The 14,140-nt window shown below is 45.3% G+C and carries 18 protein-coding genes; 9 read left to right on the forward strand and 9 right to left on the reverse strand.

What is annotated here, in order from left to right; translation table 11 throughout:
• Positions 1-42: 42 nt before the first annotated feature.
• Positions 43-720, reverse strand: coding sequence for a potassium channel family protein (locus Q4549_RS13615; protein ID WP_303552642.1), 678 nt, complete (start codon positions 718-720; stop codon positions 43-45).
• A gap of 218 nt (positions 721-938) precedes the next feature.
• Here Q4549_RS13615 and Q4549_RS13620 point away from each other — a divergent pair, with 218 nt between their 5' ends.
• A complete protein-coding gene (locus tag Q4549_RS13620) occupies positions 939-1,394 on the forward strand; it encodes a hypothetical protein (protein WP_303513323.1) in 456 nt (151 codons plus the stop codon).
• A 65-nt stretch (positions 1,395-1,459) separates the two neighbouring features.
• Here Q4549_RS13620 and mscS read toward each other — a convergent pair whose 3' ends face one another.
• The 4 genes from mscS to coaBC form a co-directional block, all read right to left on the reverse strand.
• Positions 1,460-2,290, reverse strand: a complete 831-nt coding sequence (mscS, locus tag Q4549_RS13625) for a small-conductance mechanosensitive channel MscS (protein WP_303552641.1) — start codon at positions 2,288-2,290, stop codon at positions 1,460-1,462.
• Between the two features lie 137 nt (positions 2,291-2,427).
• Positions 2,428-3,021, reverse strand: coding sequence for a nucleoid occlusion factor SlmA (gene slmA, locus Q4549_RS13630; RefSeq protein WP_303552639.1), 594 nt, complete (start codon positions 3,019-3,021; stop codon positions 2,428-2,430).
• A gap of 51 nt (positions 3,022-3,072) precedes the next feature.
• Entirely contained in the window at positions 3,073-3,528 is a 456-nt protein-coding gene (dut, locus tag Q4549_RS13635) for a dUTP diphosphatase (RefSeq protein WP_137675393.1), read from the reverse strand.
• 13 nt (positions 3,529-3,541) lie between these two features.
• Positions 3,542-4,750, reverse strand: a complete 1,209-nt coding sequence (gene coaBC, locus Q4549_RS13640) for a bifunctional phosphopantothenoylcysteine decarboxylase/phosphopantothenate--cysteine ligase CoaBC (protein WP_303552636.1) — start codon at positions 4,748-4,750, stop codon at positions 3,542-3,544.
• Between the two features lie 128 nt (positions 4,751-4,878).
• On the opposite strand from coaBC, the gene radC reads away from it, so the two are divergent.
• From radC to mutM, 5 genes are all read left to right on the forward strand, one after another.
• Positions 4,879-5,553 (forward strand): DNA repair protein RadC, encoded by a 675-nt coding sequence (gene radC / locus Q4549_RS13645; RefSeq protein WP_137675395.1) that lies wholly within the window; start codon positions 4,879-4,881, stop codon positions 5,551-5,553.
• A 133-nt stretch (positions 5,554-5,686) separates the two neighbouring features.
• On the forward strand, positions 5,687-5,923 hold the full coding sequence (rpmB, locus tag Q4549_RS13650) for a 50S ribosomal protein L28 (RefSeq protein WP_137675396.1): 237 nt from the start codon (positions 5,687-5,689) through the stop codon (positions 5,921-5,923).
• 23 nt (positions 5,924-5,946) lie between these two features.
• A complete protein-coding gene (gene rpmG, locus Q4549_RS13655; RefSeq protein ID WP_343212515.1) occupies positions 5,947-6,102 on the forward strand; it encodes a 50S ribosomal protein L33 in 156 nt (51 codons plus the stop codon).
• Positions 6,103-6,239: 137 nt separating this feature from the next.
• Entirely contained in the window at positions 6,240-6,698 is a 459-nt protein-coding gene (locus tag Q4549_RS13660; protein WP_303552635.1) for a hypothetical protein, read from the forward strand.
• A gap of 2 nt (positions 6,699-6,700) precedes the next feature.
• Entirely contained in the window at positions 6,701-7,513 is an 813-nt protein-coding gene (gene mutM, locus Q4549_RS13665) for a bifunctional DNA-formamidopyrimidine glycosylase/DNA-(apurinic or apyrimidinic site) lyase (protein ID WP_303552633.1), read from the forward strand.
• Here mutM and coaD read toward each other — a convergent pair.
• Complete coding sequence (coaD, locus tag Q4549_RS13670; RefSeq protein WP_137674400.1) at positions 7,510-7,995, reverse strand: pantetheine-phosphate adenylyltransferase; 486 nt, start codon at positions 7,993-7,995, stop codon at positions 7,510-7,512. The two genes, mutM and coaD, sit on opposite strands and share 4 nt — an antisense overlap.
• Positions 7,996-8,115: 120 nt before the next feature.
• Here coaD and Q4549_RS13675 point away from each other — a divergent pair, with 120 nt between their 5' ends.
• Both Q4549_RS13675 and Q4549_RS13680 read left to right on the forward strand, forming a co-directional pair.
• Positions 8,116-9,153, forward strand: a complete 1,038-nt coding sequence (locus Q4549_RS13675; protein WP_303552631.1) for a glycosyltransferase family 9 protein — start codon at positions 8,116-8,118, stop codon at positions 9,151-9,153.
• Positions 9,154-9,157: 4 nt separating this feature from the next.
• Positions 9,158-10,231: a glycosyltransferase family 9 protein gene (locus Q4549_RS13680; RefSeq protein WP_303552629.1), complete on the forward strand. Its 1,074-nt coding sequence runs from the start codon at positions 9,158-9,160 to the stop codon at positions 10,229-10,231.
• Position 10,232: 1 nt separating this feature from the next.
• On the opposite strand, the gene Q4549_RS13685 is transcribed toward Q4549_RS13680, so the two are convergent.
• A complete protein-coding gene (locus tag Q4549_RS13685) occupies positions 10,233-11,012 on the reverse strand; it encodes a glycosyltransferase family 2 protein (RefSeq protein WP_303552627.1) in 780 nt (259 codons plus the stop codon).
• A complete protein-coding gene (locus Q4549_RS13690; RefSeq protein WP_303552625.1) occupies positions 11,009-12,049 on the reverse strand; it encodes a glycosyltransferase family 9 protein in 1,041 nt (346 codons plus the stop codon). Before Q4549_RS13690 ends, Q4549_RS13685 begins: the two co-directional genes overlap by 4 nt.
• A 110-nt stretch (positions 12,050-12,159) precedes the next feature.
• Between Q4549_RS13690 and Q4549_RS13695 the strand changes: the two genes are divergently transcribed.
• Entirely contained in the window at positions 12,160-12,879 is a 720-nt protein-coding gene (locus Q4549_RS13695; protein ID WP_303552623.1) for a 3-deoxy-D-manno-octulosonic acid kinase, read from the forward strand.
• On the opposite strand, the gene waaA is transcribed toward Q4549_RS13695, so the two are convergent.
• Positions 12,876-14,135, reverse strand: coding sequence for a lipid IV(A) 3-deoxy-D-manno-octulosonic acid transferase (gene waaA / locus Q4549_RS13700; RefSeq protein ID WP_303552621.1), 1,260 nt, complete (start codon positions 14,133-14,135; stop codon positions 12,876-12,878). The two genes, Q4549_RS13695 and waaA, sit on opposite strands and share 4 nt — an antisense overlap.
• Positions 14,136-14,140: the final 5 nt, after the last annotated feature.

Below are 14,140 nucleotides of genomic sequence, written 5' to 3' on the forward strand. Positions count from 1 at the left end.
CTTTAAAGCTGTTCGGCGCAAGCTTAAACAGCTTTGAAGTGCTTATGAGTGCTCGTTTTCTCTGCTTGCCATACGCGCTCCCACTAAACTCGCTACCAGTATAGCCATATAGAATTGACCAAAGATCGCTTCGCTGTAAGTGAAAAATCGACTAATGGGCGTATTAGGAGTGATTTCGCCATATCCTAGGGTGGTTAGTGTAACAAAGCTGAAGTAAATGAAGTCAGTCATTTGGGTGCTCCAGTGCTCGGTGGGCACGCCATTAAAGGCATCGTTAAACCAAAAATTAAGTATGGTATACAAGTGCGCCCAGCCTAGGCCTATCAGTAAAAAGATACAGATAGCCCCAACGATTTTATTGCTGTCGATATTGCCGGTAAACAGCACTTGCTTTAAGGCTGTCCACGTTGTCATCACTAAAAAGCAGAATACGATGCTTAGATACAAGCTCACTAAGCCTTCAGCCTCAAACCAATAGCTAAAAAAGGCCAAGGTAGTACTGGTGAGTAAAAATCCTAAACCAGTTACATACCAAAGTCGTTTTCCTTTGGCTTGCCACACTCCTGCTGCTAGCACTAATACCATGGCAATTTGCAGAAACTTAAAACCATCGCCTTGCCAAAATTGGTCAAGACAAGCCGCCAAAAAAATATAGCCAACAAGCGCAATAGTAAGAAAATAGAAGTTGTTTTTGTCGCTCCATTCTATGAGCCTTTTCATCTTGTTAACCTAATATCAGTGGTTTAAAGAGTAACTTAGCAAATTTATTCCATCGCCGCTTACTAATTAAGTGCTGTATAAAATTTGTTCTGGCTCGCAACAATAGGGTTTGGCGCTTCATCTGTTTGATGTAAATCAAGCCAACTTGCCTTAAGCAAAACGAAAGTGTTTTGTGGCTCTACTATAGTAAGTATCAGGGCTTAACTAGAGAGCGGAAGATGCGATTTAATCAACTTAATTTATTGCTCGAACATTTTGTAAGTTGCCGTGAGGCGATGCAAGCCATGTATCGACGATTAGAGCTTAATGCTGATTCTGAGCGAGTACGTATGCTGCTCAATTATTTGCAGCATCAGGAGCGAGAAAACGCCGCTCATTTACAAGAGTTTATTAGCCAAGCGAAACCAGAATTACTAGACACCTGGACAGATATTCGCGTAGAGCAAGATGTGTTAGACAAGGTTGCAAAGCTAAGCAAGCCCGCCAATATGAGCAGTGATGATGTGAGTGCGCTGGCGCTAGAGTTAAGTGAACAGTCTTTAAGCTTGTTACGTTTAGCTAAAGACGAGCTCACTATGCTGGGCGCGCGGCAGTTTTTAGCTAACTTGATTGAGCACCAAGAAAAACGCCAGCAGCAAATGGTGCATGCTACTCATCGCTTAGACGATATTTAGCGGCACAATGTAGTAACAAAAAAGCACAGCCTAGGCCGTGCTTTTTATTTGGAGAAGAGTGCCGCTTAGCTGGCTACTTTTTCCAAATGTATATCCATTTGTGGGAACGGAATCTCGATACCTGCATTGTCTAATGCTACTTTGATGTTTTCATTTAAATCAAAGTACACACCCCAGTAATCAGCACTGTTTACCCATGGGCGAACCACTAAGTTTACTGAGCTATCAGCCAATTCAGATACACCAATGGTGATGTCTGGATCTTTAAGTACTCGAGAATCTGCTTCACATACTTCACGCAAAATGGCTTTGGTTTTAGCCAAATCGGCGTTATAGCTAACACCAACAACCAAATCTACACGGCGAGTTGGGTGAGTAGAGTAATTAACAATATTGCCACCTAATACAGAACCGTTTGGTACTACAACTTGCTTATTATCTGGCGTTTTTAATACCGTAGTAAAAATTTGCACTGAAGCAACAGAACCAGAAGTACCGGCAATTTCTACGTAGTCACCGGCTTTGAATGGGCGGAAACCAATAATTAGCACGCCGGCAGCAAAGTTAGACAGTGAACCTTGTAGTGCCAGACCAACGGCTAAACCAGCGGCACCAATAATGGCAACAAAAGAAGCGGTTTGAATACCAATGCGCGATAGCGCTGCAATGATAACAAAAGCAACAATCACGTATTTCACCATTGAGCCAACAAAATGGCTAATGGTTGAGTCGAGGTTGCGGGCGTTCATTAGTTTTTCTACGCTAGACGCCATTACGCGCGCTACGATCATACCAACAAACAGAACAACAATAGCGGCAGCAATATTAATTGCGTATTGCATTAGCAAGTCTTGGTTGTTTTCCAACCAGCTTGTGCCATGATTTAGTACGTCCATGTTTTTAGACCTATTAGTGTTAAAAGTTGCTACAAATTTAGCAGCTTTTTGATTACAAACAAGTGTCTAATTTTTTTACAGAAAGCACAAAGTACGCCCAGCATGAGATGCATGGGCGCAATGTTTTGAACGCGGGTTTAACCTTGAATTAACTGTTGCTTCAAAAAGCCCCAGTGAGTATCAAATTGTGCGGTGGGCTCAAGTTTAAATTCACTGCGAACATACTGGCTAATTCGGCCTTCGGTATAAGCCAGCAATAAGGTGGCTAGGCTGTTTTCTTCAATCAAGAAACCTTGGCCTTCGCGTAGGCGGCGTTCGCGTAATACTTGCTTTAGCTGCACTTCTATTTTTTCAAATAAAACACTCACACGAGCGCGTAAACGTTCGTGCTCACCTTGCAGGGCGTCGCCAGTTAAAATACGGCTTAAGCCTGGGTTACGCTCGGCAAAACCGAGTAACAACATAAGAATGTGCTGACAACGGTTAAGCGTGTCTTTTTGCTCTTCTTGAATCAGATTAATGCGTGATAACAAGGTTTCTTCTATAAACTCTATTAGCCCTTCAAACATGCGTGCTTTGCTTGGAAAGTGGCGATATAGCGCGGCTTCCGATACACCGACTTCTTTAGCCAAACTGGCTGTGGTGATGCGTTGTCCGTGGCTGGTTTCTAACATGCGCGCAAGCGCCTGCAGAATTTGTTCGCGGCGATTGCTTTTTGGTTTTCCCGCCATTTTTATTGTAATCCTTTTTATTAGTCTATTAGCGTACTACTTGATAACCGTTTATTGGGTGCCCGAATGGCCAAAGCCACCTTCGCCGCGCTGGCTGGCGGTAAAGTCTTCTACTATTTCGAAGCTAGCTTGTACCACTGGTACAAAAACTAACTGGGCGATGCGTTCGCCGGGTTCGATAGTGAAAGTGCTTTGTCCGCGGTTCCAGCAAGACACCATTAATTGCCCTTGGTAGTCTGAGTCGATAAGTCCGACGAGGTTACCCAGTACAATGCCGTGTTTATGGCCAAGGCCAGAACGCGGTAAAATGGTGGCTGCAAGCGTAGGGTCTGCAATATGAATCGCAAGGCCGGTAGGTATTAGCTCGGTTTGACCGGGGGCTAATGTTACGGCTTGGTCTAGGCAGGCGCGCAAGTCCATGCCGGCCGAGCCTGGCGTTGCATATTCTGGCATTGGAAAGGTAGTGCCAATTCTTTGGTCTAGTATTTTTAGTGCTATTTGGGTCATTTTTTTATTTTGATTATTGTGCAGCGTACTGCTTGGCAACCAGTGCCAGTAATTGTTGTGCCAGTGCCGATTTATCAGCGAGGTCTAATTGCTGATGGCCGGTTGGCCAAAATACCGTTAGGGCATTTTGTTCACTATTAAAACCTTGTTCAGGTTTTGATACGTCATTGGCGGCGATCATATCTAAATTCTTTCGCGCCATTTTATCTTGTGCATAGTGGCTAACATCTTGGGTTTCTGCCGCAAAACCTACCGTGAAAGGCTTTTTGGCTAAACTTGCAATGGTGGCCACAATATCTGGGTTTTTCACCAAACGTAATTGCATCTCGTCGCTTTCATCGGTTTTCTTAATTTTCTGTTCGGCCACGTCGGCAACGCGGTAGTCGGCGACGGCGGCACAGGCGATGAAAATGTCACATTGCTCAATGCGTTCTAGCGATGCATCTAACATTTGCTGAGCGGTATTAACTGCCACTTTTTCTACGCCCTTTGGCGTAGTAAGATTAACTGGACCAGATACCAAGGTTACACTGGCACCGAGTTGTTTGGCGGCTTCGGCTAAAGCAAAGCCCATTTTACCCGAGCTGTGATTGCTAATGTAACGTACTGGGTCAATGGCTTCGCGAGTTGGGCCAGCGGTAATCATTACATTGACACCGTTTAGCACTTGAGGTGCTTTTGGAGCAAACATGGCTTGTACGTTCGCCAACAGCTGAGCTGGCTCTAGCATTCTCCCAGGGCCTACATCACCACAGGCTTGCTCGCCTTGAGCAGGGCCCCAAATGGGCACGCCGCGTTGCTTGAGAAGGCTTAAATTGGCTTGAGTCGCCATCGCTTGATACATCTGCTGATTCATTGCTGGAGCAATCACAATCGGGGCATCTGTAGCGAGGAGCAATGTACTGACTAAATCGTCGGCTAAACCATGGCTAAATTTGGCAATGCTATTTGCCGTGGCGGGCGCCATCAATACTAAATCTGGCCATTTGGCATAAGCAATATGACCCATTGAGGCTTCTTGAGCGGGGTCTACCACTTCTTGCCCCACCGGTTCGCCAGATACCGCTTGTAAGGTTAACGGGGTAATAAAGCTGGTGGCGTGGTGAGTCATTACCACTTTTACTTCTGCGCCCTGCTCTTTTAAGCGACGCACAAGCTCTGGCATTTTATACGCTGCAATACCGCCGGTTATGGCGAGCAGGATCTTCTTTCCCGTTAACATGCTGATACCGAAATATTAATCACCGTTTGATATCGGCAAGCCTATCACAAAACTTAAGATCTCCGCATACACAAGGTGGTAGTTTCGACTACGCTTATTTTTACTGATTCATCTGTTATTACTATTTTATGGCAATAAGTGATTGGCCCGCCGAACAACGTCCTAGAGAAAAGCTATTAAACCAAGGTGCAGAGAGTTTAAGTGATGCTGAATTACTGGCTATTTTTTTGCGCGTAGGGTGTGTGGGATTAGATGCAGTGAGTTTGGCACAGCATTTACTCACTCAATTTGGCTCCTTAAGAAAAGTATTAGCAGCTGATCAACAGCAGTTTTGTGCTGAACGCGGTATGGGGAGTGCAAAATATGCACAACTGCATGCCAGCATAGAAATGAGTCGGCGGTATTTGTTGGCCGAGATCAGTGAGAATAGTGTGCTGAATACTGCTGAATCGGCAAAAAACTACCTTTCTATGGAATTATCTCACCATCAACGTGAAGTATTTGCGATATTGCTTTTGGATAATCAGCATCGGGTGTTACAATTCGCGCCGCTATTTTTCGGAACGATTGATGCCGCCAGTGTTTATCCACGGGTGGTGGTACAGCGGGTATTAGAAAAAAATGCCGCTGCAGTAATATTTGCCCATAATCATCCCTCGGGTGTGGCCGAACCAAGTTTGGCCGATAAGCAAATAACTACTAAATTAATCAAGGCTTTAGAGCTAATCGATGTTCGAGTTTTAGACCATGTAGTGGTCGGCTGTGGAGAGACTGTGTCTTTCGCCGAGCGCGGTTGGATCTGATCTTTGTTCAATTTTTAGTTGATCTAGGGTTCTATTTCCTGTATAAAATGCGGCCTTTCTGTCGTCCCGGGCGACGGCCTAACGGGGCATGAACAGATGCTCGAGCAGAAGTACATATTTGGAGAAGACTGACATGTCTAGAGTATGCCAAGTTACTGGTAAAAAACCAGCTGTTGGTAACAACGTATCGCACGCAAAAAACCGCACTCGTCGTCGTTTTTTGCCTAATCTACAATCTCACCGTTTTTGGGTAGAGACTGAGAAGCGTTTTGTTAAATTACGCGTATCTACTAAAGGTATGCGCATCATCGACAAGAAAGGTATCGACGCTATTTTAGCTGAGATGCGTGGTCGTGGTGAGAAGGTATAAGGAGCTAAATAATGGCTAAAGGTATTCGCGAGAAAATTCGTTTGAACTCATCAGCTGGCACTGGTCACTTCTACACCACTGATAAGAACAAACGTAACATGCCTGAGAAAATGGAAATCAAAAAATTTGATCCTGTTGTTCGTCAGCACGTTATGTACAAAGAAGGCAAAATCAAATAGATTTTGGCTTTGATGTAAAAAAGCTCAGCTTAGGCTGGGCTTTTTTTTTGGCCTTTTTTTAGTGCTTTGCAGGCTTGCTTGCCCTTTACTCAGCAATTACTTCGCGCTTATGATGAAGTGAGAAAGGGAGATGTGCGATGAAAATGAGCCGCCGTGGCTGGAACAACATCATAATATTTGCTGTTGCCTCAATGATTTTGATTTTTAAGTACGTAGAGTTAAACAATCAGCAATCGGAGTCTGAACAGCAACTTGCTGGCCAGCTATTGCCTCAAGGCGCGACCATACTTCGCATAGAGCTACCTGGGTTGGTGATTGAGCGAGTGGGCACCCAATGGCGTAGTGAGCCGCCTACAGAGCGCTCTATCGCGGTGATAGATGCTTGGTTACATATCACCCTAGAGCCATGGCAAAACGCCTTAGGTGGCGCCGCGAGTAGCCAAGGCGTACATATTTACCTTGCCAATTCGGCTGCTCCTATCGAGTTAACCTTATTTGAGTTAGGCCAGCAACGTTGGCTGACTAATTGGCAAGGCCAACTATTGAGCCTTGACGAAGCCAGCTACCACGCCCTTTTTCCTACTACGAGTTTATAAACATGCCTGAGTTACCCGAGGTTGAAACCAGCCGACGCGGCATTGCCCCGCATATCGAGCAGCAAGTGATTAGTGAGATCATTGTGCGCCAAGCTAAATTGCGTTGGCCGGTGCCTGAGCTTATCCAGTGCTGTGTAGGCTTGAAAGTATTGGCGGTAACACGCCGCGCTAAATACTTGCTGATTGAAACTGAAGCTGGCCACATTATTATTCACCTTGGTATGTCTGGTAGCTTGCGCATTGTAGATAGCGGCTTGGCCGCTGAAAAGCACGATCATGTTGATATTGTATTGGCCAGTGGTAAAGCGCTTCGTTTGAACGACCCTCGCCGCTTTGGCTGTGTATTGTTTAGCCAGTTGCCTATCGAGCAGCATAATTTGTTGGTTAATTTAGGGCCAGAGCCTTTAACCGATGAATTTACTTTTGAGCATTTGGCTGCGCACGCGGCTAAACGTAGCGTAGCGGTTAAGCAGTTTATTATGGATAACAAAGTGGTGGTGGGGGTAGGGAATATCTACGCCAACGAAGCATTGTTTAGAACCGGTATTCATCCAAAACGCGCTGCCAACAAAGTCAGTAAAGTGCGTTTAGAGCTGCTCACCGACAACATTAAGCAAGTATTAGCCGAGGCGATTGAGCAAGGTGGGACGAGTTTAAAAGATTTTACCAACGCTGACGGTAAGCCCGGTTATTTTAAGCAGACATTGGCGGTGTATGGCCGTGAGGGCGAGGCTTGTGATAGTTGTGGAGAGTTAATTAAGGCACTACGCATTGGTCAGCGTAATACCTTTTATTGTCCGCATTGCCAGCGTTAACTCGCAGCAAGTTTAGCGCTGACAGCTTGAGCAACTTGTGGTGATACAAAGCGTTCAATATCGCCACCGTGTTTAGCTACTTCTTTAATCAAGCTCGATGAAATAAACGAAACCCCTTCGCCTGGGGTTAAAAATACGCTTTCTAGGTTTGGGTCTAACTGGCGGTTCATATCCGCTAGTTGCATTTCATACTCAAAATCTGAGCCGGTACGCAAGCCACGCAGCAATACGTTCGCATCTTGTTTTTTGGCTAAATCAACCAATAAGCCAGTAAAACCAATCACTTCAACATTATTTGCTTTGGTTACGGTTTGTTCCAGCAGCGCAACCCGTTCTTCTAAACTAAACAGTGGTTGTTTGCTAGGGCTGGCTGCCACTGCCACAATCACTTTGTCGAACATTTTTGCGGCGCGCTTTATTAAATCACTATGGCCATTGGTTACAGGATCAAAGGTGCCAGGATAGATAACCCGAGTTGTCATGAGTATTTGCCAAAAATTAATGTTAGCTGGATTATAACCCGCTCAATCGATTGGGGAAAATTCTTGAGCATACCTGCAAGATTGGTCACAATGCGCAAGCTTGGTCATTGGGGTAAAAAAATGCAAAAACTGTTGGTAGTGCGGAACGATAAAATTGGCGACTTCATGTTGGCATGGCCCAGTTTTGCTTTACTGAAAAACTCCCTACCCAATTGTGAAATTAGTGCTTTGGTGCCCAGTTATACGGCACCTTTGGCAGAGTTATGTCCCTGGATCGATAAGGTGATTATTGACTGTGGAGCAGAGGCTGATGGCCAGGCTCAAGCAAGCTTGTTACAGCAGGTTAAACAGCAGCAGTTTGATGGTTACTTGTGTTTGTTCTCGACTATGCGCAATGCTTGGCTAGGTGCACGAGCGGGTATTAAGCACCGTTGTGCACCCGCCACTAAGTTGGCTCAGTTCTTATTTACTCAGCGAGTAAAACAGCGCCGCTCTCAATCACGTAAACCCGAATTTGAATATAATCTCGATTTAGCCAAGGCTTTCTTAGCGAAACACCAATTCGACGCTAAAGCCTTAGACGCGCCTTTCTTGTCTTTTTCGCCCGCACAAATAGAGGCGCGTAAAAGTAGCGAATTTACTGGATCGCAGCCCATGGTGATGGTGCATATTGGCAGTGGCGGCTCAGCCAATAATTTAAGTGTGGAGCAGTATTTTAGTTTAATTGATTGCTTAGCTAAGCTTAATCTAGACCTACACTTTGTGATTACCGCTGGCCCCGGAGAGTTGGTAGCAGCGCAAGATCTGGTGAATCAATTGGCAAAAGCCGAAGTCTCACATCAGCTGTACTTTTCTGAAGAAGGCCTTACTACCTTTTGTGAAGTATTGGCTTGTGCAGATATGTTTATTGCTGGTTCCACTGGGCCACTGCATATCGCAGGTGCGTTAGATATACCTACGGTAGGTTTTTTCCCAAGCAGACGCAGTGCCACGCCGCTACGCTGGCAACCTCTTAATAGTGCCGGTCGACATATTTCGTTTTCTCCACCTGCTGGTGAGCTAACTCAGGAAGATATGAGTTTAATTAATGTGAGTGACTCAGCAGTGAAAATTAATCTTTGGTGGCAAAAGCTACACGCTAATGATCCGGTAGAATAAATCGATGAGCATAACTAAAAAAATTCGCACCGCGTTACGCCAGTTTGACGCCAAGCGCCGTAATAACTCGGTGGCATTAGAAGCCGGTTTTCTAAAACTGATTGGCGGTCGCAAAGGTCGACAACAAGAAATACTGACCCCCAAACAAGTCAAGCGGGTGTTGATTGTTCGCAACAATAAACGTATCGGCAATATGTTTTTTTTGCTGCCCTACGTAAACAAAGTGGTCGAAATGTATCCCGATGCAGAGGTTGAGCTATTGCTCACTGATCCTTGGCAGGGACAAGTGTTTGAGAACTTAGGCCTAAGCAAAATCCACTATTCACAATTTGGCTTAAAAACACTAGGTGGATTTTTTAGCACCATGCGAGCTTTGCGTAAACAAACTTATGATGTTGTGTTTATACCTTACAGCGGCTCTAGTGACAGAATTGTAGCCGCCTTAACAACCAGCAAAAACGTATTTGCCTTTGAAGATAAAGTAAATAAGGCGGTATGTAGTCATACTTTTAAACAGACAGGGCGTTATAAGCACTATGCGTTGGGTTGTATGGAGCTGCTAGAACAGCTGCACGACGCGGAGCCTAGTGATTATTATGCTCGCTTAGTGTTAAGCGATGTGGAACAACAGCAAGCGCGTGACCAGCTAGTTGAGTTGATAGGTGAAGATAATAGTAAACCTTGCTTAGCCTATTTTAGGGGCGCACGTGGTGCGAAGGTGATTGCTGATCAAGATTGGCAGACTCTGTTGGCCAAATTTAAGCAACATTATGGCAATCAAATTAATATTATCGAGATTCTCAGCCCGGATGTAGTGAAGCCGCTAACAGATGCTGATTTTACTTATTCAAATGGCGATTTGAGAAAGCTTGCTGCTTTTTTACAACAAGTTCCCTTGTTTTTCTGTGGTGATACTGGTCCTTTGCATTTGGCCAGTTCAGCAGGCGCGCATTGTGTGGGCTTATTTACGGTAACTAATATTGCCCAATACGGCTGTTTAGGAGAGCACGCAGTGAACTTAAGTGATTTAGCGGCGATTAACGCCGCCGAACTTTTGGCCGAGATCGGCCTAGAATAAGTTACTTTCGGTAATGACTATCGTGTTGTCTTGCCCATAAATCAGCGTATTTTACAAAGGTAGAATGGGCTGATAATACGGCGATTAAAAAGCCCGCTCTACCATCTAAAAAGCCACGTTTGAGTAAGTACATTTTGGCAAAACAGCCAATGGCATGTAACACTCCTTGGCCTAAGGTAACACGTTTACCTCGCGCCTCGCGTTGGTCGGCCCAAGCCTTGGCATAGCCAGCGGACTTCACTAGGTAGTGCTCAATGTTACGATAGGAGAAGTGCAGGATATCACCATCTAACTCAGCCACTTGCGTACCCTCTGGCACAATGACGGATTCATGCACTAGATTGTCGTTGTAAGTGGTGAGTTCACGCGGGTATAAGCGCACGTGGCGGTAATACCACCCGGAGTGTTTAAGAAAACGGCCAAATACCCAGGTCAGTTCGTTAAGGTTAAACACGGTATCGGCAGGTGGGTTTTCTAGCATTTTTTCGATATTCTCGCGCAAGGTGTGGTCGATGCGCTCATCGGCATCTATCGCAAGAATCCAATCACTAGTGGCGTAGCTCTGCGCCAATTGTTTTTGTTTGCCAAACCCTGGCCACTCAGTATTACTGTATACGTCTTGAGTATATTGTTTAGCGAGTTCTAAGGTGCCATCGGTACTACCAGAATCCACCACGACTATTTGGTCAACCCAACTTAGGCTTTCTAAGCAATCTTTAAGGCTGTCTTGTTCATTTTTAGTGATGATAATAGCGCTAATGCTGGCTTTGTTTACGCTCATAACTGTTGCTCTTGTTTAATCGTCTCAAACATCTCGATAACGGCATCGAGCGTAATATGTTGCATGGCGTTTGGGTCTTTTACTCGGCTACGCCAATTAAGTTGATCGGCGGCCTTCCCCTGCTCTTGCTCGATAAGTTGCTGCCATACACTCACCACATAGTGCCGATAATGATAAGGTCCAGTGCGTTGCGGGTTATGGTGGGCATACAAACCTAACACGGGGGTGTTCACCGCTACCGCCATATGTGCCGGTCCAGTATCTGGAGATATTAGCAGATCTGCCTGCGCGATAAGGGCCCAAAGTTGACTTAATGAAGTCTTCCCAGATAGGTTATTGAGTTGTTGATTACAGGCTTGATTAATGTGTTCGGCAAGTGCCACTTCACTTTTAGCAGGGCTACCAATTAAGCTGACTTGAAAGCCTTGCTGTAGGGCGTGTTGGGCAATGCCCACATAACCTTCAAGAGTCCAATTTTTATAGGATTTACTGGCTGCTGCACATATAAGTATATGTTTGCCTTTATCGTTACCTTGAGTGTTTAGTAAGTCTTGAGCGAATTCAATATCTTGCTTGCTCAAAGGAACCTGCCAATGCACTGGCTTGGGAGCAATATTGAGCTGTGAAAGAAACTGCAAGAAGCCATCCAATACATGAGGGGAGCTGGCGGGTAAGACTTTTTCGTTGGTGAACAACCATTGGCCGTCTTTAGCTCGGCTTTTATCAAAACCAATACGCCGTTTGGCCTTGATACAGCAACTCACCAAACTGGATCTTAGTGCCGCTTGCATGTGCCATAAGATATCAAATTGCTGATTCGTCAGTTGTCGCCTTAACGCGAGTAAACCTTTCAGGCCTTGTTTTTTGTTGTATACCACAACTGTAATGTCGCTATACAGTGCGAGTAGTTGTGCCTCAGCTTTGCCGCAAATCCAGGTTACTTCTACCTGTGGAAGAGCTTGTTGAAGCTGCTGCACTACTGCAAGCGCATTACATACATCCCCAATGGCGGATAAGCGCAGGATGCAAATTTTCAAGGCTGGCTGGTTTGTTGTCATTTTGCTAAAAGTGGCGGATTTTCTTAAGTATTATGCTTTTTGCGGTGCGCGATGTAAAATTGTTGGGATTTGTTTCACAAGCGAAAACTATGCAGATTGAAAAACAAAAAACTCCCGACGGCTGGCTATTCTGTAACTCTACCGTGTGGCAACAAGTAAGCGACGCTTATTTTGAAGCGCGCCATTGGCAGCAAAATAGAGCGGTAGTGGGCCAAGCAATTGGTAGAGGTAAAACCTTGTTTTTCCGTTTTGAGCATCGAGAGTTTGTACTGCGCCATTACCACCGTGGTGGTTTAGTCTCTAAGCTGAGCAACGATCGTTATTTTTATTCCAGCTTGCATAGAAGCCGAGTGTGGAAAGAATTTGCCTTGCTGATGAAATTACAAGCGCTGGAGTTGCCTGCTCCGGTGCCTGTTGCGGGTAGAGTAAAGCGCACTGGCTTAACTTTTCAGGCCGATCTTATTCTTGAGCGGATTAGTGGCGCAAGAGATTTAGCGCAGATGCTGAGTGAGCGACGTTTACCATTAAGCTTATGGCAAAAAATAGGCGAGACCATTGCATTGTTTCATCGCTCTGGGGTTTATCACGCCGATCTCAATCTGCGTAATATTATGGTTGATGATCAGCAAAAGGTATGGTTAATCGATTTTGATAATGGTCGACTGTGCCGGCCGCGTAAAAAATGGCAACAGGCTAACATTGCTCGCTTTTATCGCTCACTGGAGAAAGAACAAGCTAAGCCGGGCTATTGCCATTGGTTAGAGTCTGATTGGCAGCACCTGCTAGCAGCTTATAAACAAGCGCTTTAATGATTAAGCAAGGCATCTAAACTACGCGCTAAAGCTCCTTGGTTTTGTTTAACAATGCCAAGGCCTGCCTCACCTGCTTTTTTTCGAGCGTTTTCATCACTGAGCCATGCTTTAATCCAATTGGCCAGCTGTTCGTTGTCAGCGCTTAGTTTTAAGGCGCCACAAGCTTGTAGTTGTTGGCTAATATCAGAGAAATTGAAGTCATATTCACCTGCCACACAAGGCAAGCACATGGCTGCGGCTTCCAAGTAATTGTGGCCGCCTATTTTTACCAGTGAGCCACCAATAAATGCTGTATCAGCACAACCATACATCAGCATCATTTCCCCCATAGTGTCGGCTAAATACACTGTTTGATTAGAATTGGGGACTTGCTGCAGGCTACGTCGAGCGAAAGATAGCTCTCGGGCTGCGATTAGCTCTGCCACTTGATCAAAGCGTTCTGGGTGGCGAGGCACTAAAATGAGCAAACTATCGGGCAATTGCTTGCGAACTTGTTGCATCACGTCGAGAACAAGCTCGTCTTCACCCTTATGGGTGCTAGCCGCTATCCATACTAAACGCTCAGCGAATAAGCTTTTGCGAGTATCAGCCGCTTGCTGCATTAGGGAGTCTGTAGTCGGTAAATCATATTTAATCGATCCACTAACTTGCAGATTTGCAGCCGCAACGCCCAATTGGTTAAAGCGCTGGGCATCATCTTGGTGTTGGGCTAATACCAAACTAAGTTTCGCGAACAAGCGCTGACTAAAACCTGAAAAACGTAAATAGCGTTTGCAAGAGCGCTCTGACATGCGTGCATTGACTAATGACACCGGAATACGATGTTGCTGACACACGCTTAGCCAGTTCGGCCAAAGCTCGGTTTCCATAATCCAGAGCTTTTTAGGCTGATTTTTGTGGATAAAAAGTTTGATGCATGGCCATAAATCAAACGGCGCGTAGCGATGAGTTACTAGCTCACCGAGCTTAGCGGAAACTTGCTCTGCACCCGTTGCAGTGGTGGTGGTAATAAGAATATGTAACGCTGGGTGTTGTTGTTTCAGTTGTTTAATTAACGGTGTGGCGGCAATGACTTCCCCGACAGAAACGGCATGGAACCACAGGTCGACATTGCTAACTTTTTTACCAAAACCAAAATGCTCAACCCAACGTTTACCTACATTAGGTTTGCCCGCTTTTGGCCAGTAGAGCTTATACATAGCCAAGGGCAGTAAAGGTATCAGTAAGAAGCTATAGATAAGTCGCATCATCATAGGAA

It is taken from the genome of Agarivorans sp. 2_MG-2023, assembly GCF_030548085.1.
In the GTDB taxonomy this organism is placed as follows: domain Bacteria; phylum Pseudomonadota; class Gammaproteobacteria; order Enterobacterales; family Celerinatantimonadaceae; genus Agarivorans.

Excerpts from the sequence above, each read along its gene's own strand:
- Q4549_RS13675 (WP_303552631.1), top strand. The coding sequence starts at position 8,116 with ATGCAAAAACTGTTGGTAGTGCGGAACGATAAAATTGGCGACTTCATG.
- Q4549_RS13660 (WP_303552635.1), top strand. The coding sequence starts at position 6,240 with ATGAAAATGAGCCGCCGTGGCTGGAACAACATCATAATATTTGCTGTT.
- mutM (WP_303552633.1), top strand. The coding sequence starts at position 6,701 with ATGCCTGAGTTACCCGAGGTTGAAACCAGCCGACGCGGCATTGCCCCG.
- Q4549_RS13695 (WP_303552623.1), top strand. The coding sequence starts at position 12,160 with ATGCAGATTGAAAAACAAAAAACTCCCGACGGCTGGCTATTCTGTAAC.
- waaA (WP_303552621.1), bottom strand. The coding sequence starts at position 14,135 with ATGATGATGCGACTTATCTATAGCTTCTTACTGATACCTTTACTGCCC.
- Q4549_RS13680 (WP_303552629.1), top strand. The coding sequence starts at position 9,158 with ATGAGCATAACTAAAAAAATTCGCACCGCGTTACGCCAGTTTGACGCC.
- dut (WP_137675393.1), bottom strand. The coding sequence starts at position 3,528 with ATGACCCAAATAGCACTAAAAATACTAGACCAAAGAATTGGCACTACC.
- rpmB (WP_137675396.1), top strand. The coding sequence starts at position 5,687 with ATGTCTAGAGTATGCCAAGTTACTGGTAAAAAACCAGCTGTTGGTAAC.
- slmA (WP_303552639.1), bottom strand. The coding sequence starts at position 3,021 with ATGGCGGGAAAACCAAAAAGCAATCGCCGCGAACAAATTCTGCAGGCG.
- Q4549_RS13620 (WP_303513323.1), top strand. The coding sequence starts at position 939 with ATGCGATTTAATCAACTTAATTTATTGCTCGAACATTTTGTAAGTTGC.
- mscS (WP_303552641.1), bottom strand. The coding sequence starts at position 2,290 with ATGGACGTACTAAATCATGGCACAAGCTGGTTGGAAAACAACCAAGAC.
- coaD (WP_137674400.1), bottom strand. The coding sequence starts at position 7,995 with ATGACAACTCGGGTTATCTATCCTGGCACCTTTGATCCTGTAACCAAT.
- Q4549_RS13615 (WP_303552642.1), bottom strand. The coding sequence starts at position 720 with ATGAAAAGGCTCATAGAATGGAGCGACAAAAACAACTTCTATTTTCTT.
- coaBC (WP_303552636.1), bottom strand. The coding sequence starts at position 4,750 with ATGTTAACGGGAAAGAAGATCCTGCTCGCCATAACCGGCGGTATTGCA.
- radC (WP_137675395.1), top strand. The coding sequence starts at position 4,879 with ATGGCAATAAGTGATTGGCCCGCCGAACAACGTCCTAGAGAAAAGCTA.
- Q4549_RS13685 (WP_303552627.1), bottom strand. The coding sequence starts at position 11,012 with ATGAGCGTAAACAAAGCCAGCATTAGCGCTATTATCATCACTAAAAAT.